The 20,996-nt window shown below is 52.5% G+C and carries 21 protein-coding genes; 9 read left to right on the top strand and 12 right to left on the bottom strand.

All coding sequences use genetic code 11. From position 1 onward, the window contains the following. Nucleotides 1–299 precede the first annotated feature (299 nt). Together uxuA and Q5705_17010 are read left to right on the top strand one after the other, a co-directional pair. The gene (gene uxuA / locus Q5705_17005) at nucleotides 300–1,367 is read left to right on the top strand and encodes a mannonate dehydratase (GenBank protein WLI76265.1); all 1,068 of its coding nucleotides are present in this window, start codon (nucleotides 300–302) and stop codon (nucleotides 1,365–1,367) included. A gap of 61 nt (nucleotides 1,368–1,428) precedes the next feature. After that, the gene (locus tag Q5705_17010; GenBank protein WLI76266.1) at nucleotides 1,429–2,763 is read left to right on the top strand and encodes a gluconate:H+ symporter; all 1,335 of its coding nucleotides are present in this window, start codon (nucleotides 1,429–1,431) and stop codon (nucleotides 2,761–2,763) included. A 71-nt stretch (nucleotides 2,764–2,834) separates the two neighbouring features. Here Q5705_17010 and Q5705_17015 read toward each other — a convergent pair whose 3' ends face one another. Together Q5705_17015 and Q5705_17020 are read right to left on the bottom strand one after the other, a co-directional pair. Continuing rightward, entirely contained in the window at nucleotides 2,835–4,295 is a 1,461-nt protein-coding gene (locus tag Q5705_17015; GenBank protein ID WLI76267.1) for a methyl-accepting chemotaxis protein, read from the bottom strand. A gap of 341 nt (nucleotides 4,296–4,636) precedes the next feature. Continuing rightward, the gene (locus Q5705_17020; protein ID WLI79052.1) at nucleotides 4,637–5,527 is read right to left on the bottom strand and encodes an oxidoreductase; all 891 of its coding nucleotides are present in this window, start codon (nucleotides 5,525–5,527) and stop codon (nucleotides 4,637–4,639) included. A 493-nt stretch (nucleotides 5,528–6,020) separates the two neighbouring features. On the opposite strand from Q5705_17020, the gene Q5705_17025 reads away from it, so the two are divergent. Beyond that, nucleotides 6,021–6,230, top strand: a complete 210-nt coding sequence (locus tag Q5705_17025; protein WLI76268.1) for a hypothetical protein — start codon at nucleotides 6,021–6,023, stop codon at nucleotides 6,228–6,230. A 213-nt stretch (nucleotides 6,231–6,443) separates the two neighbouring features. Here Q5705_17025 and rplS read toward each other — a convergent pair whose 3' ends face one another. From rplS to ffh, 5 genes are all read right to left on the bottom strand, one after another. After that, complete coding sequence (rplS, locus tag Q5705_17030) at nucleotides 6,444–6,791, bottom strand: 50S ribosomal protein L19 (protein WLI76269.1); 348 nt, start codon at nucleotides 6,789–6,791, stop codon at nucleotides 6,444–6,446. A gap of 71 nt (nucleotides 6,792–6,862) precedes the next feature. Beyond that, nucleotides 6,863–7,606 (bottom strand): tRNA (guanosine(37)-N1)-methyltransferase TrmD, encoded by a 744-nt coding sequence (gene trmD / locus Q5705_17035; protein WLI76270.1) that lies wholly within the window; start codon nucleotides 7,604–7,606, stop codon nucleotides 6,863–6,865. A 44-nt stretch (nucleotides 7,607–7,650) separates the two neighbouring features. Next, nucleotides 7,651–8,199 carry a ribosome maturation factor RimM gene (rimM, locus tag Q5705_17040; protein WLI76271.1) on the bottom strand — a complete coding sequence of 183 codons (549 nt, stop codon included), beginning with the start codon at nucleotides 8,197–8,199 and terminating at the stop codon, nucleotides 7,651–7,653. A gap of 18 nt (nucleotides 8,200–8,217) precedes the next feature. Then, the gene (gene rpsP, locus Q5705_17045) at nucleotides 8,218–8,466 is read right to left on the bottom strand and encodes a 30S ribosomal protein S16 (protein WLI76272.1); all 249 of its coding nucleotides are present in this window, start codon (nucleotides 8,464–8,466) and stop codon (nucleotides 8,218–8,220) included. A gap of 250 nt (nucleotides 8,467–8,716) precedes the next feature. Then, nucleotides 8,717–10,078 (bottom strand): signal recognition particle protein, encoded by a 1,362-nt coding sequence (ffh, locus tag Q5705_17050; GenBank protein ID WLI76273.1) that lies wholly within the window; start codon nucleotides 10,076–10,078, stop codon nucleotides 8,717–8,719. A gap of 168 nt (nucleotides 10,079–10,246) precedes the next feature. Between ffh and Q5705_17055 the strand changes: the two genes are divergently transcribed. Together Q5705_17055 and Q5705_17060 are read left to right on the top strand one after the other, a co-directional pair. Continuing rightward, nucleotides 10,247–11,035 carry an inner membrane protein YpjD gene (locus Q5705_17055; GenBank protein WLI76274.1) on the top strand — a complete coding sequence of 263 codons (789 nt, stop codon included), beginning with the start codon at nucleotides 10,247–10,249 and terminating at the stop codon, nucleotides 11,033–11,035. 16 nt (nucleotides 11,036–11,051) lie between these two features. Further along, entirely contained in the window at nucleotides 11,052–12,338 is a 1,287-nt protein-coding gene (locus Q5705_17060; GenBank protein ID WLI79053.1) for an HlyC/CorC family transporter, read from the top strand. A 33-nt stretch (nucleotides 12,339–12,371) separates the two neighbouring features. Here Q5705_17060 and grpE read toward each other — a convergent pair whose 3' ends face one another. Beyond that, the gene (gene grpE / locus Q5705_17065; GenBank protein ID WLI76275.1) at nucleotides 12,372–12,968 is read right to left on the bottom strand and encodes a nucleotide exchange factor GrpE; all 597 of its coding nucleotides are present in this window, start codon (nucleotides 12,966–12,968) and stop codon (nucleotides 12,372–12,374) included. Nucleotides 12,969–13,090: 122 nt separating this feature from the next. Between grpE and nadK the strand changes: the two genes are divergently transcribed. From nadK to bamE, 3 genes are all read left to right on the top strand, one after another. Continuing rightward, nucleotides 13,091–13,969: an NAD(+) kinase gene (gene nadK, locus Q5705_17070; protein ID WLI76276.1), complete on the top strand. Its 879-nt coding sequence runs from the start codon at nucleotides 13,091–13,093 to the stop codon at nucleotides 13,967–13,969. Nucleotides 13,970–14,055: 86 nt separating this feature from the next. After that, nucleotides 14,056–15,717, top strand: a complete 1,662-nt coding sequence (recN, locus tag Q5705_17075) for a DNA repair protein RecN (GenBank protein ID WLI76277.1) — start codon at nucleotides 14,056–14,058, stop codon at nucleotides 15,715–15,717. A gap of 147 nt (nucleotides 15,718–15,864) precedes the next feature. Next, a complete protein-coding gene (gene bamE / locus Q5705_17080; protein WLI76278.1) occupies nucleotides 15,865–16,206 on the top strand; it encodes an outer membrane protein assembly factor BamE in 342 nt (113 codons plus the stop codon). A gap of 60 nt (nucleotides 16,207–16,266) precedes the next feature. Here the strand turns inward: bamE and Q5705_17085 are convergent, their stop codons facing one another. Together Q5705_17085 and Q5705_17090 are read right to left on the bottom strand one after the other, a co-directional pair. Beyond that, nucleotides 16,267–16,560 carry an RnfH family protein gene (locus tag Q5705_17085; GenBank protein ID WLI76279.1) on the bottom strand — a complete coding sequence of 98 codons (294 nt, stop codon included), beginning with the start codon at nucleotides 16,558–16,560 and terminating at the stop codon, nucleotides 16,267–16,269. Then, the gene (locus Q5705_17090; protein WLI76280.1) at nucleotides 16,550–16,987 is read right to left on the bottom strand and encodes a type II toxin-antitoxin system RatA family toxin; all 438 of its coding nucleotides are present in this window, start codon (nucleotides 16,985–16,987) and stop codon (nucleotides 16,550–16,552) included. The genes Q5705_17085 and Q5705_17090 overlap by 11 nt, the downstream gene beginning before the upstream one ends. Before the next feature lie 158 nt (nucleotides 16,988–17,145). Between Q5705_17090 and smpB the strand changes: the two genes are divergently transcribed. Continuing rightward, the gene (smpB, locus tag Q5705_17095) at nucleotides 17,146–17,628 is read left to right on the top strand and encodes an SsrA-binding protein SmpB (GenBank protein WLI76281.1); all 483 of its coding nucleotides are present in this window, start codon (nucleotides 17,146–17,148) and stop codon (nucleotides 17,626–17,628) included. Between the two features lie 51 nt (nucleotides 17,629–17,679). Here the strand turns inward: smpB and Q5705_17100 are convergent, their stop codons facing one another. Next, nucleotides 17,680–18,849 carry an HlyD family efflux transporter periplasmic adaptor subunit gene (locus tag Q5705_17100; protein WLI76282.1) on the bottom strand — a complete coding sequence of 390 codons (1,170 nt, stop codon included), beginning with the start codon at nucleotides 18,847–18,849 and terminating at the stop codon, nucleotides 17,680–17,682. Between the two features lie 9 nt (nucleotides 18,850–18,858). Further along, on the bottom strand, nucleotides 18,859–20,991 hold the full coding sequence (locus tag Q5705_17105; protein WLI76283.1) for a type I secretion system permease/ATPase: 2,133 nt from the start codon (nucleotides 20,989–20,991) through the stop codon (nucleotides 18,859–18,861). Nucleotides 20,992–20,996 lie beyond the last annotated feature (5 nt).

Below are 20,996 nucleotides of genomic sequence, written 5' to 3' on the forward strand. Positions count from 1 at the left end.
TCAGTGCGTAAAGAAGACCCAAAAAGAAGTAACAACGAGGTACTTAGAGATGAGAGAGACTTTAGTGAACTACTGGAGATAATGATTTATCAAACCGACGGCGCATTAACGCATGGTTACCTCCTGGTAGGCAAGGATTAATTTAAAAAGTTTTGTCAGCAACGTGTAAGCCCTGATCTGCAACGTCACGCGCAAAACCACGTTGTGTGAAGCAGATCGCAAAATGTTGGCGGTACGCACGTTACTATCAATACTAGTATGGCAGTTGAGTGTGTTTACTTTTAAAGGTGGTAATAAGCATGCAAATGACAATGCGCTGGTTTGGGCCAGTCGAAGATAAAATTCCGCTGGAGCATATCCGCCAGGTTCCCGGCGTTGAAGGCGTTGTAGGCGCGCTGTATGACGTTCCGGTTGGCGATGTGTGGCCAAAAGAGAAAATCCGCGCCCTTGCCGACCAGGTTCACCAGGCCGGTCTGAAAATGGAAGTGATTGAAAGCGTTAACATTCACGATGATATCAAAATCGGTCTGCCCAGCCGCGACCAGTTGATTGCTAATTACCAACAAACGATCCGCAACCTGGCGGAAATCGGCGTTAAAGTCATCTGTTATAACTTCATGCCGGTCTTTGACTGGATGAAAACGGACATGAATTACGTCCTGCCGGATGGTTCATTGACCATGGCGTTTGAGAAAAAAGGCATCGATAAGACCCTCGACGAAGTGGTGAAAGAGGTGCTGGAAAATTCCAACGGTTTTGCCCTGCCGGGCTGGGAGCCGGAACGCCTGGCGAAAGTGCAGGAGTTATTTGCCAAATATAAAGATGTTGATGATGCGAAACTGCGGGAAAATCTGGTCTATTTCCTTGAGCGCGTTGTTCCGGTGTGTGAAGAAGTCGGTATTAAAATGGCTATTCACCCGGACGATCCGCCGTATTCCATTTTCGGTTTGCCGCGCATTGTTAAAAACCGCGACGATCTCGACTGGATTTGTAATGCAGTGAATTCTGAAGCCAATGGAATTACGTTATGCACCGGCTCCATTGCCGAAGATCCTGATAATAACGTTTATGAAATCCTTGCCGAATTTACCCGCCGCAAGCGTATTCATTTCGCCCATGTGCGAAATATCAAATTAATCAAAGATAAAGATTTTTACGAATCAGCGCATTTGTCCCGTTACGGTTCGCTGGATATGTTTGAAGTGATGAAAGCCTTGCACGCCAATGGCTTTGACGGCTATATCCGACCCGATCACGGGCGCTTTATCTGGGGTGAAACTGGACGTCCCGGCTACGGCCTGTACGACCGCGCACTTGGCGTTACCTACCTACACGGATTGTGGGAAGCTCTCGAAAAACAACACTAATAATTTATGGGCCGGTGGTTCCACCGGCTTTTCTTGATGACAAATCCGTAAGGTATTCTCTATGTCCCCGCTGTTAGCATTATTTTGGGTGCTGGTAGGTATTGCGCTCTTAGTTGTCATGAACCTCCGCTATAAATTCCACAATATTTTCGCTTTGCTGATTGCCGGTATTTTTGTCGCCATCATGGAAGGCATTCCGCTGGACAAAATCGTCACCGTAATTCAGGACGGGTTGGGCAGTATTCTCGGCCACCTGGCGCTGATTATTATTTTCGGTGCCATCATTGGGAAATTTATGACCGAGTCCGGCGCCAGCCAGCGGATCGCTGACACGGTTATTGAACATTGCGGCACGCGTTTTCTCTCTGTCGGTTTAATGTTTATTGGCGTTATTTTTGGCATTGCCATGTTTTATGAAGTGGCATTCCTGATTGCCATGCCGCTGGTGTTAAATATCGCCAAAAAAGCCAATATTCCGTACATGAAATTAGTAGTACCGACGGTCGTGGGCGCAACGATGGGACACAGCCTGTTCCCGCCGCAGCCCGGCCCGGTTGCGCTGATCAGCGCCTTTAATGCCGATATTGTGCAGGTCTATCTGTATGGCATTTTAGTGATTATTCCGGCGCTGTTTTGCGCGGGCATTTTACTGCCAAAATATCTGCCGGGCATCAAAGCGATTCCGCTCAATTCGCTGCTCAAACCGGTCGAAGAAAAAACCTCACACGATTTGCCCTCTTTTGGCATCAGCATCTTCATTCCGCTGATCCCGGCGGTGCTAATGATTGTCGCCTCTGTCGTCAAAGGGTTTATGCCTGCGGGTTCTGAACTGGTCAAAGTGTGCACTTTTTTTGGTAGCGCGGAGATCAGCATGCTGCTGGCAACGCTCGCCGCAGTGTGGTTCCTTGGCGTCAAGCGAGGCATGACGCCGGACGGGGTGACCCACTGCGTGAGCGACGCGATTGCGAAAATCGCTAACGTTTTATTTGTGATAAGCGCAGGCGGCATCCTGAAACAGGTAATTGTGGTTTCCGGGGTCGGCGATCATATCGTGACGATTATGAGTGACGTTCCTTTATCGCCGTTTATTGTGGCATGGATAATCACCGCGATTATTCGCATTCTCACCGGCCAAGGCGCGGTAGCGGCTATTACCTCTGCCGGGATTGTTGCGCCGATGGTCAACGCGTTTCATCTCAACCCGGCATTGATGTGCCTCGCCGTTGCCTGCGGCAGCAACACCATTACGCTAATGTACGACGGCGGCTTTTTGCTGTTCAAAGAGACATTCGGCATTTCGATGAAAGACACCTTTAAAACATGGGGCCTGCTGGAATTGATCAACTCGGTGGTTGGCTTAGGAATGGTACTGGTGCTGAGCCTGTTTATTGCCTGATAGCATGACAAAGGGGGAATGTAACATTCCCCTCTTTTCATGATTATCGTGATAAGCAGCAGCAAGAGAGATTACTTTATAGGCAGCTTTTCTTTCTGTTCATCAAAGGTAAAAAACGAAACGATATCAGCCAGTTGCTTCGCATAATGATCCATGTTTTTAGCGATGCTGGCAGATTGCTCCACCAGTAACGCATTTTGCTGCGTCACGCTATCCATCTCATTGAGGGCAACAGCCACCTGGTTCACACCGCTGCTTTGCTCATCGGAAGAGTGGCTAATTTCATTCATAATGGTGCTCACTTGCGATATCGCATCCACCACTTCGTCCATCGCTTTAGCCGCATCCTTGACATGCACTGTGCCCGCATTCACATCCAACTTTGACTCCTGAATAAGCGCGTTGATCTCATCTGCCGCGTCGGCGCTTCGTTTCGCCAGATTGCGCACCTCCGAGGCCACCACGGCGAACCCTCGCCCGCTTTCGCCAGCGCGGGCAGCCTCCACAGCGGCATTGAGAGCCAGAATATTCGTCTGTTGAGCAATACTGTTGATCACATGGTTGATCTCGGCAATATGCGCCGTGCTTTCCTCAATTTTTTGCATGCCGGTAATAACTACTGACATGGCTTCCGCTCCGGCCCGGGCGGTTTCATTTGCATGAGTGGCCACAACATTCGCCTGGTGGGCATTTTGCGTGTTCCCCACCACGGTAATTTTGATCTCTTCCATGCTGGCAGCCGTTTGTTGTAAAGCGCTGGCCTGCTGTTCAGTGCGTGAAGAGAGTTCATCGTTACCCGATGCTATTTCGGCAGCGATTAATTTTATTTGTGCTGCTGATGTTTTAATTGAAAAGGCGATTTTTGTTAACGCCTCTCTCATGCCCTCCAGCTCCTGGTTAACCCCATTAATATCATCATTCGCTTTATTACCCGCAGAACTTAAATTACCCCGGGAAATCAAACCGATATTTTTCTTAATTGATTCCGTAATGCCAAAAAATTCATTACGTAATACAAAAAACAAAATCACGGATACGATAAAGAAAATGGCTAATGTGATAAATATCACTATCCCCGTGAATTGATAAGACGAGGCCACGCTCTCTTTTGTGCCATTAACATCGTATTTGACAATCAGCCCACGAAAATCCGCAGCCAATTTATTGAAATGTTCTATCGTTTCGTGGGTTGGCGACAGTTTAATCCGATCAAGCGCCGAAGCGAGTTCCTTCGTCATTTTTACGCCACTTTCAGTTTTTACCGGTGCAACCTTGAGAAAACTGTCAAAAGCATGCGTAGCCTGTACCAACTCCTCTTTTATTTCATTTTCCGTCAGGCCATCCAGCCTCAAATGAGCGCTTGTTCGTGCAAGCGAATCATATTGATAAAAACCAAGCGCGAAGCCTTCTACGCGCTCTTTTATATCGCTTAAGGATGACAATGGATAGAAAGATAAAAACAAGAAAGAAGCAAATACCATCGTATAAAAAAATATAACGGTATATTTTAGTTTCCATTTTTTCATAGACATAACACTCCCTTGCAGTATGACAAACCTTCATACAATAGATATTCAGAATATTACACAGCAAATATCCCACACAAATACAATTGAATTGGAAATAATAAATGGCGCCATATTATTAATAGTGAACTTATATACTACTTAAAAGATGAAGAAACAAGCAGCCGATATAAAAATGACGGACCATAAAATTAAAGCCACAAAAAGAGCACGAAAACAAAAGGTATTTGATGCATTGCGCAAAAAATAATCTTAGTTAAAAACATACCAACTTTAGCCAGTATATTTTTATTTATGTTTAGCCAACGGGCAAACCAGGATGATTTTACGGTTCTCGCTACGTATTATTAACCCGGCCCATCGCTGCCTGCGGCAAGCAGTGGCACGATAATGTCGCTGATGGGCGTTGCAATACCATGTTTACGACCATAGCGCTGTATCACGCCATTACGAATATCCCATTCCATCGGGCGTCCGGCCTGCTTGTCTACCTGGATTGAGGTGGCTAAATCGGGGGGCAATTGATGAAATTGATCCACAATCTCTTGCGGCAATTCATCGCCCAGATTTGCACCTTCCGCACGCGCAACGGCAAGGCACTCCCGCAGGTAGGCCAACCCTAGCTCGCTGATATCGTCACGTCTGAACATCCCCACCCGCCGACCAGAAAGGGCCATTAATCCGCCGACAGCGTTCTGTAGTAGCTTGCTCCAGGCGGTAGAGTGGAAATCGGCGGCAACATCCACCTCGCAGCGCGTGTCCTGCAAGGCCGCCAGCACAAGGTCAGATTGCGGAGTGTCGGGCAACGTCAGGCGCGGTTTGGCGCGCAGCCAGACTGACGCATCAGGTTCACGCAATGCCGGAAACCACACCACCGACGGCAACACCGTCGCGCCAGAGACATAGGGCGTTATTTGCGCTTTCTGCTCCACGCCGTTTTGCAGGGCACAGACCACTGTCTTCTCGTCACATAATGCTGCCAGCCATCCAGCGCTGTCAGACAGTTGGGTGGCCTTGACCGCTACAAACACCAGGTCGAACGGCTGTTTAATCGCGGTGGGATCGGTCAATACCGGGCCGGGCACCACAATGCGCCCTTCATCGTAGCGCAATACCAGTTGGGGGTACGCGGTGCGGCCACATACCGTTGGGGTACGCCCAACTTCATGTAACGCTGCCGCAATGGTGGTCCCGATAGCGCCGGGGCCGACAAGGGCAACGCGGGGATTTTCTGACACCATTACCACTCTCCTGATAACCCTTCACCGCCCTGATGGCAGCAGTCATCGCGCACTATGCGCCTGGTGAGAATGGGAGGTAATTGGCACAATGTGCGCTTATTCTGCACAACGATTGCCTACCTGAGGTTGCGGTAATGAATTCAGAATAACCGTACGGTCATACAGATCGACTGGCCTGCGCCGGGGACGATGTTTACGGTCGATTGATGACACCATCAAACACTGGCAGTGTGCCCCCGGCAACACGCGCCTGCAACGGTTGTCTCGGATGAGCAAAATCTGAGGGTTTTCTCAGCGCCCCCTGACGCGCGGGCACGCACATGCGCACGGGGGCGCGGGCGAGCTATACAATTGAGGGAGGCCCACGCATAAACGTTCAATTTTTCAAGTCGGCTGTATGAAACATAATCGGATTTTACGGGGCATGTTCTCGCAACACCCCGTGTTAAAATACCTATCCTGCCTATGATTTGCGCTAAAGGAATATTAAATGAGACGTTTCGTAGTGGCTGCCGCTTTTGCAATGATTAGCTTATCAGCCCAAGCACTAACCGGAAATCAGGTGTGGGAAGAGGTCAGAGATGAAGCCAATAATGTAAACCCTTCTTACAATACGGGATATGTACAGGGTTATGTTCAGGGTATTGCAGTAGCGAGCAGGAACTATATTTGTGTTCCTAAAGGTGCTGACGGGAGCTAGGCAGTCAGCGTGGTTTATAACTACATGCAACGTAACGCTGCAACCCGTAATGAAGAGTTCGTAGTAATCGTTATGAACAGCTTAATGGAGGCATGGCCTTGTCAGAAAAGGTAGGCTCCTTTTAGGACGAACCGCAGAACTATAGGCTAACGGTAGAATGCGGCTTACAGAGGATTGTGGACACCCCGCTTTGGATGTAGCGCGCGCGCTTTATTAGTTAAGACGCTCTTTAATACGAGCAGACTTACCAGTGCGCTCACGCAGGTAGTACAGTTTAGCTTTACGTACAGCACCACGACGTTTAACAGCAATGCTGTCAACTACCGGAGAGTGAGTCTGGAAGACACGCTCAACGCCTTCGCCGTTGGAAATTTTACGAACAGTGAATGCAGAGTGCAGACCGCGGTTACGAATAGCGATAACCACGCCCTCGAATGCCTGCAGACGTTTTTTGGAACCTTCAACAACCCATACTTTCACTTCCACGGTATCACCCGGACGGAAGGAAGGTACGTCCTGCTTCATCTGCTCTTGTTCAAGTTGCTTAATAATGTTGCTCATAATTTAATCTCTTATCCTGGGTAAACTGATATTTGGAGGCGTTACGCCATCCCATCATGTTTCTGTTGCAGTTACTGTTGTGCGTGTTCGCTTTTGAACTCCGCCAGTAACCTTGCTTGCTCTTCAGTCAGAGCCAGGTTTTCCAGAAGTTCAGGTCTTCTAAGCCAGGTGCGGCCCAGCGACTGCTTCAAACGCCAGCGACGTATCTCGGCATGATTTCCCGACAGTAACACCGCCGGTACTTCCATCCCTTCTAACACTTCAGGTCGGGTATAGTGTGGACAGTCCAGCAATCCATCAGCAAAGGAATCTTCCGTTGCTGAAGCTTCATGGCCCAGTACGCCCGGAATAAACCGGGAAACCGAATCAATCAGCGTCATTGCTGGTAACTCACCACCGCTGAGAACGTAATCGCCGATAGACCATTCTTCGTCAATCTCGGTTTGAATTACGCGCTCATCTATCCCTTCGTAGCGACCGCACACCAGAATCAATTTCTGATGGGTAGCCAGTTCGCTAACGCCCGCTTGATCAAGCTTGCGTCCCTGAGGCGACAGATAAATCACTTTAGCGCCTTCACCCGCCGCGGCTTTTGCTGCATGAATGGCGTCCCGCAAAGGGTTCACCATCATTAACATCCCCGGTCCGCCGCCGTAAGGACGATCGTCTACGGTACGGTGCCGGTCATGCGTAAAGTCACGCGGACTCCAGCTCTGGATGCTCAGCAGGCCATTTTTTACTGCCCGGCCAGTTACCCCGTAGTCGGTAATCGCGCGGAACATTTCAGGAAACAGGCTAACGATACCTATAAACACAAGCCAATCCCCATAGCGCCGTCTTTTACCGTATATCCGGAGGTTTAAAAACCAGGATCCCAATCTACTTCAATGGTTTGAGTAGCGAGATCGACTTTCTTGATAACCTGCCCATCGAGGAACGGAACCAACCGCTCCTTGATACCAAATGCATCTTTCAGGTTTGCCTTGACGACGAGAACGTCGTTCGACCCGGTTTCCATCATATCGACGACTTTACCGAGGCTGTAACCTTCAGTAGTCACTACCTGGCAACCCATAAGGTCTTTCCAGTAGTAGTCACCCTCTTCCAGTTGCGGCAACTGCGAGGAATCAACGAGAATTTCACAATTCGTCAGAAGATTCGCGGCATCTCTGTCATCAACACCTTTCAGTTTGATGACGATATCCTGATTGTGGTAGCGCCAGCTTTCCAGCTCAATGCTCTGCCACTGACCCGCCCTCTGGATAAACCAGGGCTGATAGTCAAAAATGCTTTCGGCGTCTTCGGTGGAGGAAAACACTCTGAGCCAACCACGAATTCCGTAAGAAGAACCCAGTTTGCCAACAACAATTGGCTCAACAGGGGCCGATGCGGCTTGTTGCTTGCTCATCATGACCACCGTGACAGATTAAGCTGCTTTTTGTGCTGCTTTGATCAGCGCGGAAACGCGATCGGAAACGGTAGCGCCCTGGCCAACCCAATGTGCGATGCGATCCAGATTCAGGCGAGTGCCTTCTTCTTTCTCGGACGCGATCGGGTTAAAGAAACCAACGCGCTCAATGAAGCGACCGTTGCGTGCATTGCGGCTGTCAGTAACAACAACCTGGTAGAACGGACGCTTTTTAGCGCCGTGACGAGCTAAACGAATAGTTACCATAACATCCTCTTGTGTGAATAAAACACCGGGCCCCATCGAGGAACGGAGCCTGGTGTCATATTAAAAGCCCGAAAATTTTACTCATTTTTTGCTAAAAAGCAATCGACAGTTACGAAACTGTGAGGAGTGAGGCCGTTGGCATTGCAGCCAGTTTGACGTCGGCGTGCGCGCAAAAAGCGGAGCGTACACGCAGTACGTGAGCATTTTGAGCACACCCCGGCGTCAAAATGGCCAATAAGCCAGGCCGTTATTATCTACCCGGGAAACCAGGCGGCATCATCCCTTTCATCCCGCGCATCATCTTCGCCATCCCGCCCTTCTTCATTTTCTTCATCATGCGCTGCATGTCGTCGAATTGTTTGAGCAGACGGTTCACATCCTGCACCTGCAAACCGCAACCGGCAGCGATGCGGCGTTTACGCGAGCCTTTGATAATGTCCGGGTTGGCGCGCTCTTTGAAGGTCATGGAATTAATGATGGCTTCCATACGCACCAGCACTTTGTCATCCATCTGCGCTTTTACGTTGTCAGGGATTTGCCCCATGCCCGGCAATTTGCCCATCAGGCTTGCCATGCCACCCATGTTTTTCATCTGGCGTAATTGCTCAAGGAAGTCGGTCAGATCGAAGCCGTCGCCTTTCTTTAGTTTATTCGCCAGCTTCTCAGCCTGGGCGCGGTCAACTTTGCTTTCGATATCTTCGATAAGCGACAGCACGTCGCCCATGCCAAGAATGCGCGATGCGATACGATCCGGATGGAACGGTTCCAGCGCTTCGGTTTTCTCGCCAACGCCGAGGAATTTAATCGGTTTACCCGTGATATGACGGATTGAGAGCGCCGCACCGCCGCGCGCGTCACCGTCCACTTTGGTCAGCACCACGCCGGTGAGCGGCAGCGCTTCATTAAAGGCTTTTGCGGTATTGGCAGCATCCTGGCCGGTCATGGCATCGACGACAAACAGCGTTTCCACCGGGTTAATCGCCGCGTGAACTTGTTTGATCTCGTCCATCATGGCTTCATCGACGTGCAAACGACCGGCGGTATCCACCAGTAGCACGTCGTAGAACTTCAGCTTCGCTTCTTTCAGCGCAGCATTCACAATATCGACCGGTTTTTGCGCCGCGTCGGACGGGAAGAAATCCACCCCAACCTGCTGCGCCAGGGTTTCCAGCTGTTTGATCGCCGCCGGGCGATAAACGTCGGCAGAAACGACCATCACTTTTTTCTTGTGCTTTTCGCGCAGGAACTTACCGAGCTTACCGACGCTGGTGGTTTTACCTGCACCTTGCAGGCCCGCCATCAGCACCACCGCTGGCGGCTGCGCTGCGAGGTTCAGGCTCTGGTTCTCTTCGCCCATCGCCGCAACCAGTTCGTTACGGACGATTTTGACGAACTCCTGGCCTGGCGTCAGACTTTTATTGACTTCATGGCCTACCGCTTTCTCTTTTACGCGGTTGATAAAGTCACGCACCACCGGCAGCGCAACGTCCGCTTCCAGCAGCGCCATACGCACTTCGCGCAGGGTTTCTTTGACGTTTTCTTCAGTGAGGCGTCCACGGCCACTGATATTGCGCAGGGTGCGCGACAAACGATCGGTTAAATTATCAAACATTGTCTCTCGCCTGAGGTGATACGATTGGCCGCCAGCGCGACGCATAACAGAAATTCGCCGCAGTATAGCATGAAGACATTGCTCCTGTATGTGATGCAACTGTTGGAGCCTTGGTCGCGTAACGTTATACTGCTTTTCTTTCTCCCTTAGTCAACTGCCGACACTCATATGCCTGTTTTTGCTCTGATCGCACTTGTTGCCTACTCAACCAGCATCGCGCTGATCGTTCCCAGTTTGTTACAGAAAAACAGCGGTTGGCGCAAAATGGCCATTCTTTCGGCGGTACTCGCGCTGATTTTTCACGGCTTAGGGCTGAAGGAACGTATATTTCCGGGCGACGGCGGGCAAAATCTCAGTCTGCTGAATGTCGGTTCGCTGGTCAGCCTGATGATCTGTACGGTGATGACCATCGTCGCGTCGAAAAATCGCGGCTGGCTGCTGCTGCCGATTGTTTATACTTTCGCGCTAATCAATCTCGCCTTCGCTATTTTTGTGCCGAATGCCTATATCACGCACCTTGAAGCCACGCCCGGGATGATGGTGCACATCGGCCTGTCGCTGTTTGCCTACGCTACACTGATTATTGCGGCCATGTACGCGCTACAGCTGGCGTGGATCGATTACCAGTTGAAGAATAAACGGCTGGCGTTCAGCAGTGAAATGCCGCCGCTGATGGTTATCGAGCGCAAAATGTTTCACATCACACAGGTTGGTGTGGTGCTACTGACCCTGACGCTCTGCACTGGACTGTTCTATATGAAAAACCTGTTCAGCATGGAGAATATCGACAAAGCGGTGCTGTCTATCATCGCCTGGTTTGTCTATATCGTTTTGCTGTGGGGTCACTATCATGAAGGCTGGCGCGGTCGCCGGGTCGTCTGGTTCAACGTCGCGGGCGCAGGTATTTTAACGCTGGCCTATTTTGGCAGCCGCGTTCTGCAACAATTCGTAAGCTAAAGCAAAGGAGTTCCCCCTGGAACACATCTCCACCACGACGCTGATTGTTACGCTTATCATCATGGTCGTGGTTTCGGCGTATTTTTCCGGTTCAGAAACCGGAATGATGACCCTCAATCGTTATCGCCTGCGCCACCTGGCAAAGCAGGGCAACCGTGCGGCAAAACGTGTCGAAAAACTGCTGCGCAAGCCAGACCGCTTAATTAGCCTGGTGCTGATTGGTAACAACCTCGTCAATATTCTCGCATCGGCTATTGGCACGATTGTCGGTATGCGTCTGTACGGCAATGCGGGTGTCGCCATCGCCACCGGTGTGCTGACCTTTGTCGTGCTGGTGTTTGCCGAAGTGCTGCCCAAAACCATCGCCGCGCTGTACCCGGAAAAAGTCGCTTTTCCGAGTAGTTTTCTGCTCGCCCCATTGCAAATTATTATGTTGCCACTGGTTTGGCTGCTTAACGGCGTGACGCGCGTATTAATGCGCATGGTGGGGATTAAAGCCGACGTGGTGGTCAGCGGTGCGCTGAGCAAAGATGAACTGCGCACCATCGTCAACGAGTCGCGCTCGAAAATCTCCCGCCGCAACCAGGATATGCTGTTGTCGATCCTCGACCTGGAGAAAGTCAGCGTCGACGACATTATGGTGCCGCGCAATGAGATTGTCGGTATCGATATCAATGACGACTGGAAATCGATTGTTCGCCAGCTTACCCATTCGCCGCACGGCCGCATTGTGCTGTATCGCGACTCGCTGGACGATGCCATCAGCATGTTGCGTGTACGCGAAGCCTACCGTTTAATGACCGAGAAAAATGAGTTCACCAAAGAGGTAATGCTGCGCGCCGCCGACGAGATTTACTATGTGCCGGAAGGCACACCGCTCAGCGTCCAGTTAATCAAATTTCAGCGTAATAAAAAGAAAGTCGGTCTGGTGGTAGATGAGTACGGCGATATTCAGGGACTGGTAACGGTTGAGGATATTCTCGAAGAGATTGTCGGGGATTTCACCACCTCAATGTCCCCGGCGCTGGCCGATGAAGCGACACCGCAGAACGACGGTTCGGTGATTATTGACGGCAGCGCCAGCGTGCGCGAACTGAACAAAGCCTTTAACTGGCGCTTGCCGGAACAGGAAGCCCGCACCATTAACGGTATGCTGCTTGAAGAGCTGGAGGAGATACCGGCGGCGGGAACGCGCGTGCGTATTGAGCAGTACGACATCGATATTCTCGAGGTGCAGGACAATATGATTAAGCAGGTGAAAGTGATCCCGGTGAAAGCGCTGCGGGAAAGCGTTACCGAGTAAAAAACCCTCTCCTGGCGGAGAGGGTTTCTGCTTTCAGCCCTTCGCTTTCGCCACAGTGACCATCGCTGCGCGAATGGTACGTCCGTTCAGGGTATAGCCTTTTTGCATCACGCCCAGCACTTTGCCGGCGGCAACGTCTTCAGACTCCACCATCGCAATCGCCTGATGCACGTTCGGATCCAGCGGAACGTCGGTATCGGCAATCACTTCCACGCCGAATTTCTTCACCACGTCCAGCATGTTTTTCAGCGTCAGTTCGATGCCTTCAACCATCGGAGCCATCTCGGCGTTATTCTTGTCCGCCACTTCCAGTGCGCGATCCAGGCTATCGATAACCGGCAGCAGTTCGTTAATGAACTTCTCCAGCGCAAATTTATGCGCTTTTTCGATATCCAGTTCGGTACGGCGGCGCAGGTTTTCCATTTCTGCTTTAATGCGCAACACGGTTTCGCGCTCGCGGTTTTCCGCTTCAGCTAACTGCGCTTCAAGGTTCGCAATTTTCTCATCGCGCGGATCCACCTGCTCAGCAGAATCGTCAGACTCAACAACTGCCTCAACTTCGTCGTGCTGTTCCTTGATAATTTCTTCCGGGGCTTGCCCGTCAGGCGTTTTCTGTTCTTTACTACTCATGAATTTCTCCGCGTTTTTTTGCAATCATCTCGCTAACCTGCATTATTATGGGGATCCGTTTCCGGGATTCAAGGGAACATATCAGATTGTCATCATTCATTCGCCACAAGGACCAGCAGAAAATGACCCAACATTTCAAGTGTATTGGTATTGTCGGGCATCCACGACACCCTACGGCGCTAACCACACATGAAATGCTCTACCGCTGGCTATGCGCCAAAGGCTACGACGTTATTGTCGAGCAGCAGATTGCCCAGGAGTTGCAACTGGGTAATGTGAAAACCGGCACCCTGGCGGAAATCGGCCAGCAAGCCGATCTGGCGGTGGTGGTTGGCGGCGACGGCAATATGCTAGGTGCTGCGCGAACGCTGGCGCGCTATGATATCAAAGTGATTGGCATTAACCGTGGCAATCTTGGTTTTCTCACCGATCTCGACCCGGATAACGCCCAGCAGCAACTGGCCGACGTGCTGGAAGGCCACTATATTGCTGAGAAACGCTTCCTGCTGGAAGTGCAGGTTTGCCAGCAGGATTGCCAGAAACGGATCAGTACCGCGATTAACGAAGTGGTGCTGCACCCTGGCAAAGTGGCGCATATGATTGAATTTGAAGTTTATATCGATGAAATCTTCGCCTTTTCTCAGCGCTCAGACGGCTTGATTATCTCCACGCCCACCGGCTCGACGGCCTACTCACTTTCCGCTGGCGGGCCTATTCTGACGCCCTCGCTGGACGCCATCACGCTGGTTCCGATGTTTCCGCATACCTTGTCAGCGCGTCCGCTGGTTATCAACAGCAGCAGCACCATTCGCCTGCGCTTTTCCCATCGCCGTAGCGATCTGGAAATTAGCTGTGATAGTCAAATCGCCCTGCCGATCCAGGAAGGCGAAGATGTGCTGATCCGCCGCTGTGACTATCATCTCAATTTGATTCACCCGAAAGATTACAGTTATTTCAATACATTAAGTTCAAAACTAGGCTGGTCGAAAAAATTGTTCTGAAAACCATCATCAGAGCTTTACTGTATATAAATCCAGATTATACTGTACGAAAACACAGTTATGGTTTTTCATACAGGAAAGCAACCATGTTGGCACAACTCACTATCAGTAATTTTGCTATCGTTCGTGAGCTTGAGATTGATTTTCACAGCGGGATGACGGCTATTACCGGCGAAACCGGCGCGGGTAAATCTATTGCTATCGACGCGCTTGGGCTGTGCCTGGGCGGCCGTGCTGAAGCCGACATGGTTCGCGCAGGGTCGCCACGCGCCGATCTATGTGCCCGCTTCGCCCTGAAAGATACCCCCGCCGCGCAACGCTGGCTCGAAGAGAATCAACTTGAAGATGGACGTGAGTGTTTACTTCGCCGCGTCATCAGCAGCGACGGGCGCTCCCGTGGTTTTATCAACGGTACAGCGGTTCCCCTTTCGCAGTTGCGTGAGCTGGGTCAGCTATTAATCCAGATCCACGGTCAACACGCGCATCAGTTGCTCACCAAATCTGAACACCAAAAAAACCTGCTTGATGGCTATGCCGGTGAGTATGCACTTACTCTGCAAATGGCCGAGCGCTACCGCGCCTGGCATCAAAGCTGCCGCGAGCTGGCTCAGCACCAGCAGCAGAGCCAGGAGCGCTCAGCCCGTGCGGAACTGCTGCACTATCAACTGAAAGAGCTGAACGAATTTAGCCCTCAACCGGGGGAATTCGAACAGATCGACGAAGAGTACAAGCGCCTTGCAAACAGCGGACAATTGCTCTCCACCAGCCAGCACGCGCTGAACGTACTGGCCGATGGCGAGGACGTTAACCTGCAAAGCCAGCTCTACAGCGCCCGTCAGTTGCTGACGGAACTGTCCGGCATGGACACGCGCCTTTCCAGCGTGCTGGATATGCTTGAAGAAGCCGCCATCCAGATTAGCGAAGCCAGCGATGAACTGCGCCACTACTGTGACCGTTTAGATCTCGATCCGAATCGCCTCTACGAACTGGAGCAGCGTATCTCCAGGCAGATTTCGCTGGCGCGTAAGCACCATATCGCCCCGGAAGAGCTGCCGCAGCTCCATCAGTCGCTGCTCGACGAACAGCAGCTACTTGACGATCAGGCCGACTCGCAGGAAACATTGGCGCTGGCGGTCACTCATCATCATAAGCTGGCGATGGAGAGCGCTCAGCAATTGCACGACCAGCGCATGAAGTATGCGCAGGAACTCAGCCAGTTAATCACGGAAAGCATGCACTCACTTTCCATGCCGCACGGCGTGTTTGAGATTGATGTCGCATTCGATGCGCACTCGCTGACGGCAGAGGGCGCAGACTGTATCGAATTCCGTGTAACAACCAACCCAGGCCAGCCGCTGCAAGCGATCGCCAAAGTGGCCTCTGGCGGTGAGCTGTCACGTATCGCGCTGGCGATTCAGGTGATTACCGCCCGCAAGATGGAAACCCCGGCGCTAATTTTCGATGAAGTGGACGTCGGTATCAGCGGGCCAACTGCTGCGGTGGTCGGTAAACTGCTGCGCCAGTTGGGCGAATCCACTCAAGTGATGTGCGTAACGCACCTGCCGCAGGTGGCCGGTTGCGGTCATCATCACTTCTTTGTCAGCAAAGAGACCGATGGCGCAATGACGGAAACCCATATGCAACCGCTGGATAAACGTGCTCGCCTGCAAGAACTGGCGCGTCTGCTGGGTGGCAGCGAAGTGACGCGTAACGCGCTGGCAAACGCCAAAGAGCTGCTGGCGGCGTAAACTTTTCTGTAATATGACAGTCTGAGTTGTCGATAAAACGACAACAGACCCGGCCGCAAAGGTTTTAAACTGGCGAAAGGTCTATTATTATCGGCATATTACATATGAGCCACGTACTGTTCGGGCCCGAAAAGGAATCAAATCACTATGCGCTGTAAAATGCTGACTGCTGCCGCAGCAGTTCTCCTGATGTTGACCGCTGGTTGCTCTACCGTAGAACGCGTGGTTTACCGCCCCGATATCAATCAGGGGAACTATCTCACCTCAACTGACGTTTCTAAAATCCGCGTGGGTATGACGCAACAGCAGGTTGCTTATGCACTGGGTACGCCGATGATGAGCGACCCGTTTGGTACTAACACCTGGTTCTACATTTTCCGCCAGCAGCCGGGCCACGAAGATGTCTCTCAGCAAACGCTGACCCTGACTTTTAACAGTAATGGCGTGTTAACCAACATCGATAACAAACCTGCGCTGACCAAAAACTAAAGTTTGAAAAATGCAAAAAGGTGCTCAGTGAGCACCTTTTTTGTTGCCTTCGCAAGCCGGTTACGACTTGTTCGCGGATTTCTCTGCGCGCTGTCGCCGCAGCTCTTTCGGGTCGGCAATCAGCGGGCGGTAAATCTCCACGCGGTCGCCATCGTGAACGCTATCCTGCAATTTCACCGGGCGGCTGAAAATACCGACTTTGTTGACCTTCAAATCGATATCCGTGCGCAGCTCCAGCAAACCCGACGCGCGGATCGCCTGCTCGACGGTTGCGCCGTCATCCAGCGTCACGCGTTGCAGATACTGCTTTTCCGGCAGCGCATACGCCACTTCCACGGCAATTTTACCCGGCACTGTAAACCTCTTTTGCACGATGGGTAAACGCCTGCACCATGTTTGCCGCCAGCTCTTTAAAGATGCGGCCAAACGCCAGCTCAATCAGCTTGTTGGTAAATTCAAAATCCAGCTGAAATTCAATGCGGCAGGCATCTGCGCTAAGCGGGGTAAATTTCCACCCGCCCATTAACGACTTAAACGGGCCGTCTACCAGCTGCATCAAAATGCTTTGGTTAGTCTCCAGCGTATTACGCGTGGTAAACGTCTTGCTGATCCCGGCTTTGGAGACATCCACCGCCGCCGTCATTTGCGACGGCCCGGCTTCCAGCACCCGGCTGCCAGTACAGCCCGGAAGAAACTGCGGGTAGGATTTAACATCGTTCACTAACTGATACATTTGTTCTGCGCTATAAGGCACCAGCGCAGTACGGCTAATCTGAGGCATAAGGTTTTCCGCGTTCACACAATCACCAAATAATAACATTTCCGAAGGATGAAAGGAAAACGCGATGCCCCAACTCATGCTAAGATAACGCGTTCAGCCTCACAGGACGCAATGAGGTCAGTTTCAGATATCAGATTACCGGATGGCTTCACGATACTATGACGAAGAAAAAAGCATATAAACCTGGTTCAGCCACCATCGCGCTGAACAAGCGCGCCCGCCATGAATACTTTATTGAAGAAGAATTTGAGGCCGGGCTTTCTCTGCAAGGCTGGGAAGTAAAATCCTTACGTGCCGGTAAAGCAAACATTGGCGACAGCTACGTTATCCTCAAAGACGGCGAAGCTTATCTGTTTGGCGCGAACTTTACGCCACTGACCGTGGCGTCCAGCCACTATGTTTGCGACCCGACCCGCACGCGCAAACTGTTGCTTAACCAGCGCGAGCTGGACTCCCTCTACGGTCGCATCAACCGCGAAGGTTATACCGTGGTCGCGCTCTCGCTGTACTGGAAAAATGCCTGGTGCAAAGTGAAAATCGGCGTGGCGAAGGGTAAGAAACAGCACGATAAACGCTCCGATGTGAAAGAGCGTGAATGGCAAGTGGATAAAGCACGCATCATGAAAAACGCGGGGCGTTAATCCTCTCCCGCACTGCCCTCTCACACCGGGAGAGGGCATCGATTCTCACCGTTAACGCTCCCTCAGCGCTTCATTCAGTTTATTCAGCGGCTTAATCAGATAATCCATCACCGATTTTTGTCCGGTCTTGATTTCAACATTGGCGATCATCCCCGGCAGGATCGGGAAGCTTTTACCGCTGCGATTTTTCAGTTCCGCGCTTTGCGTGCGGACATACACGCGGTAATAGAACTGATCGCGACGCACCTCATCCTGAAGCGTATCCGGCGACACCACTTCCACCGTCCCTTTCAAATCACCGTAAATCGACGAATCATAGGCAGTGACTTTTACCGTCGCTGGCAAACCGGGGCGAATATAGGCGATATCGCGCGGGTTAATACGCGTCTCGACCAGCAATTGATCTTCCAGCGGCACAATCTCCATCAGCTTTCCGCCGGGCTGCAACACGCCGCCAACGGTATTGACCTGAATATCTTTCACGATCCCGCGCACCGGCGAGTTAATCACCGCGCGATCCAGCTGATCCGCTTTCCCGGCCATCACCTGCAACTGCGCATCCAGATCGGCATTATTTTTCACCTGCTCCTCGCGGGCGCGCACCGCAAACTGGTTTCGCGCCTCGTCGATTTTGCCCTTCAGCTCCGTCGCCTGGCGTTGCAGGCGAATCACTTCCACATCGCTGGCCGCGCCTTTCGCCACCAGCGGCTGCGTCATACGTAGCTCCGACATCACCAGTTGATAGGTTTTTTGTAGATTCGCCACCGTTTCGTTGAGATTGCGCCGCCGGGATTCATACAATTGCCGTTCACGGGCCACCAGAGCCGGTTCACGCATAGATTCAGCGCTAAAGCGTAGCGGTTCGCCGGTCAACTCAGAGCGCAAGCGTTCGCTGGAAGCCCGCAGCGCGCGAACCCGCGCCGCCGCTTCGCCGTAATTAGACTGAAAGCGCGTCGGATCGAGGCGCGCCAGCATCTGCCCACGCTCGACAATATCGCCCTCTTTCACAATCAACGCGCTGACAATCCCGCCATCCAGGCTTTCAATCACCTGCGCATGGGTCGACGGCGTGATTTTGCCAGTGCCAACCGTCACTTCATCGAGAATAGCCCACGCCGACCACCCCACAAACAGCACCAGCCCAATCAACGTTAGCCAGATAACCGATGAGTAAAATCGCCCCTGGCGCGCCAGATCGTCCTGCATTGAGAGTTGACTCATGTTCCTTCCTCAGGCGATGGACGCCACGTTGCTGTTACGCGCCGCCTGTTTAAGCAGAGTATCGCGCGGGCCATCGGCCACCACTTTGCCGTTTTCCATCACGATGATGCGATCCACCAGGTTAAGCAGCGCCGGGCGGTGTGTGACCAGCACCAGCGTGCGCCCGGTCAGCCACTGTTGAAGCTGGCGAATCACCCAGCCTTCCAGTTGCTCATCCATCGACGCCGTCGGTTCATCCAGCAGCACGATTTGCGGGTTGCGAACAATTAAGCGGCTGAGCAGCACCATCTGCCGCTGGCCGCCGGAAAGCCCGCGCCCGCCTTCGTTAATCAGACGGTCGAGGCTGGCAGCATCCTGTTGCACCAGGTTGATCGCCCCACTAATACGCAGCGCCTGAAGCAACTCCGCTTCCGTGGCATGGGGGTGGCCAAGCATCAGGTTTTGCCGCAGCGTGCCAAAGAAAAGCCGGGAGTCCTGCGACAGATACCCCACCTGGCGGCGCACATCGGTGGGATCGATATGCGCCATATCCACGCCATCAATAATCACTTTGCCTTTGCTGGCCTGCGCCTGGCCGGAAAGCAGCTTCAGTAGCGTGGATTTCCCGGCCCCGGTTTTGCCGAGGATCGCCACCCGCTCACCGGGTTTAATCTCCAGTTCGTTGACATTCAACGCCAGGTCGCCTTTTTCCACATCGTAGCTGTACTGCATCTGCTGCACCTGGTAATGGCCCGCCAGCACCGGGCAGTGCGCCATCTTTTTGTCAGCCTCTTTATCGAGCGGTTTTTTCAGCAGTTCGTTTAGCCCCGTCATGGCGGATTTCGCATGCTGCCAGCGGGAAAAAACCATGGTCAGTTGCATCAGCGGCGCAATCGTGCGCGAGGACAACAAACTACAGGCCACCAGCGTCCCGGTGGTAATCGCACCGTCAATCACCAGAAAACAGCCGAACACCAGCATCCCGGCATAAGTGATTTGCTGCACGGTCGACGCCCAGCCGCTGAGTCGTGCGCCCCAGACGCGCTGCTTCATGCCGACATTCGCCCCCACCGCGTGGGTATTTTCCCACTGGCGCTGAAAGTAGGGTTCCGCCTGCAACGCTTTGATGTCCTCCACCCCTTCGATGGACTCCACCAGCACCGCGTTACGAATTGCGCTTTCACGCATCCCCGCTTTCGCCAGCTTCGCCATCGGCCACTGCACCAGCAGCCCCGGAATGACAATCAGCGGAATAGCAATAAGTGGAATGATCACCAGCGGGCCGCCGACCAGCGCCATAATGCCGAGAAACAGCAGTACAAAGGGAATATCCATCGCCGCGCCGACGGTTGTTGAGGTCAGCAGTTCACGCACCTGGTCCAGCTCACGCAATTGCGAGATAAACGAGCCAGTGGACTTGGGTCGCGCGTCGTTTTTAATTGCCATCGCCCGGGCGAAAAAAAGTGAGGAGACATTCAGGTCGATATGTTTGCCCATAATGTCCGAAACATGAGTGCGTGCCAGGCGAATAAAGAACTCCAGCGCCGCCGCCAGCAGGACACCGAAAAAGAGCACCCACAGCGTCGGCAGAGATTGCGCCGGGATCACCCGGTCATAGACCTGCATGGAGAAGAGGATCCCCGCCAGCGCCAGTACGTTACCCACCACCGAGGCGAGCGCAATCTCCGTCAATTTGCGCCCGCTGTGGCGAAAGTGCTTCCAGAACCAGTGCGCTTCCCACGGGCGGGTAAAATCATCAATGCGTGAATCGCGCCCGCGCGCGGCGATGCCGAGCATCACCACGTCGGGTTTCGCACGGGTGAGCAGCGTTTCCAGCGGCTCTTCGCGCACCAGATCGCCGCCGTTATCCAGCCAGTAAGTAGCCAGCCCGTCGGCGTCCAGTGATTCCAGCAGCATCAGTTCACCGCTCTCAAGCTGCATAATCACCGGCAAGTTTTGCGCATTCCAGCGCATGCGCTCAAGGGGCACACTGCGCACCTGCAACCCCATCAGGCCACTGAGCCTTTCCAGCCGCGCAGTGAGCGGCAGCGCTTCAAACCAGCGCATCTGTTGTCGTACAGCGGGGGCATCGGCGGGCAGACCAAAGCGTCCCGCCGCGCGCACCATCACATTAATCCAGCTTTCACTATCCGGCTCTTGCATGACTA

This window comes from Kosakonia sp. H02, from assembly GCA_030704225.1.
GTDB lineage: Bacteria > Pseudomonadota > Gammaproteobacteria > Enterobacterales > Enterobacteriaceae > Kosakonia.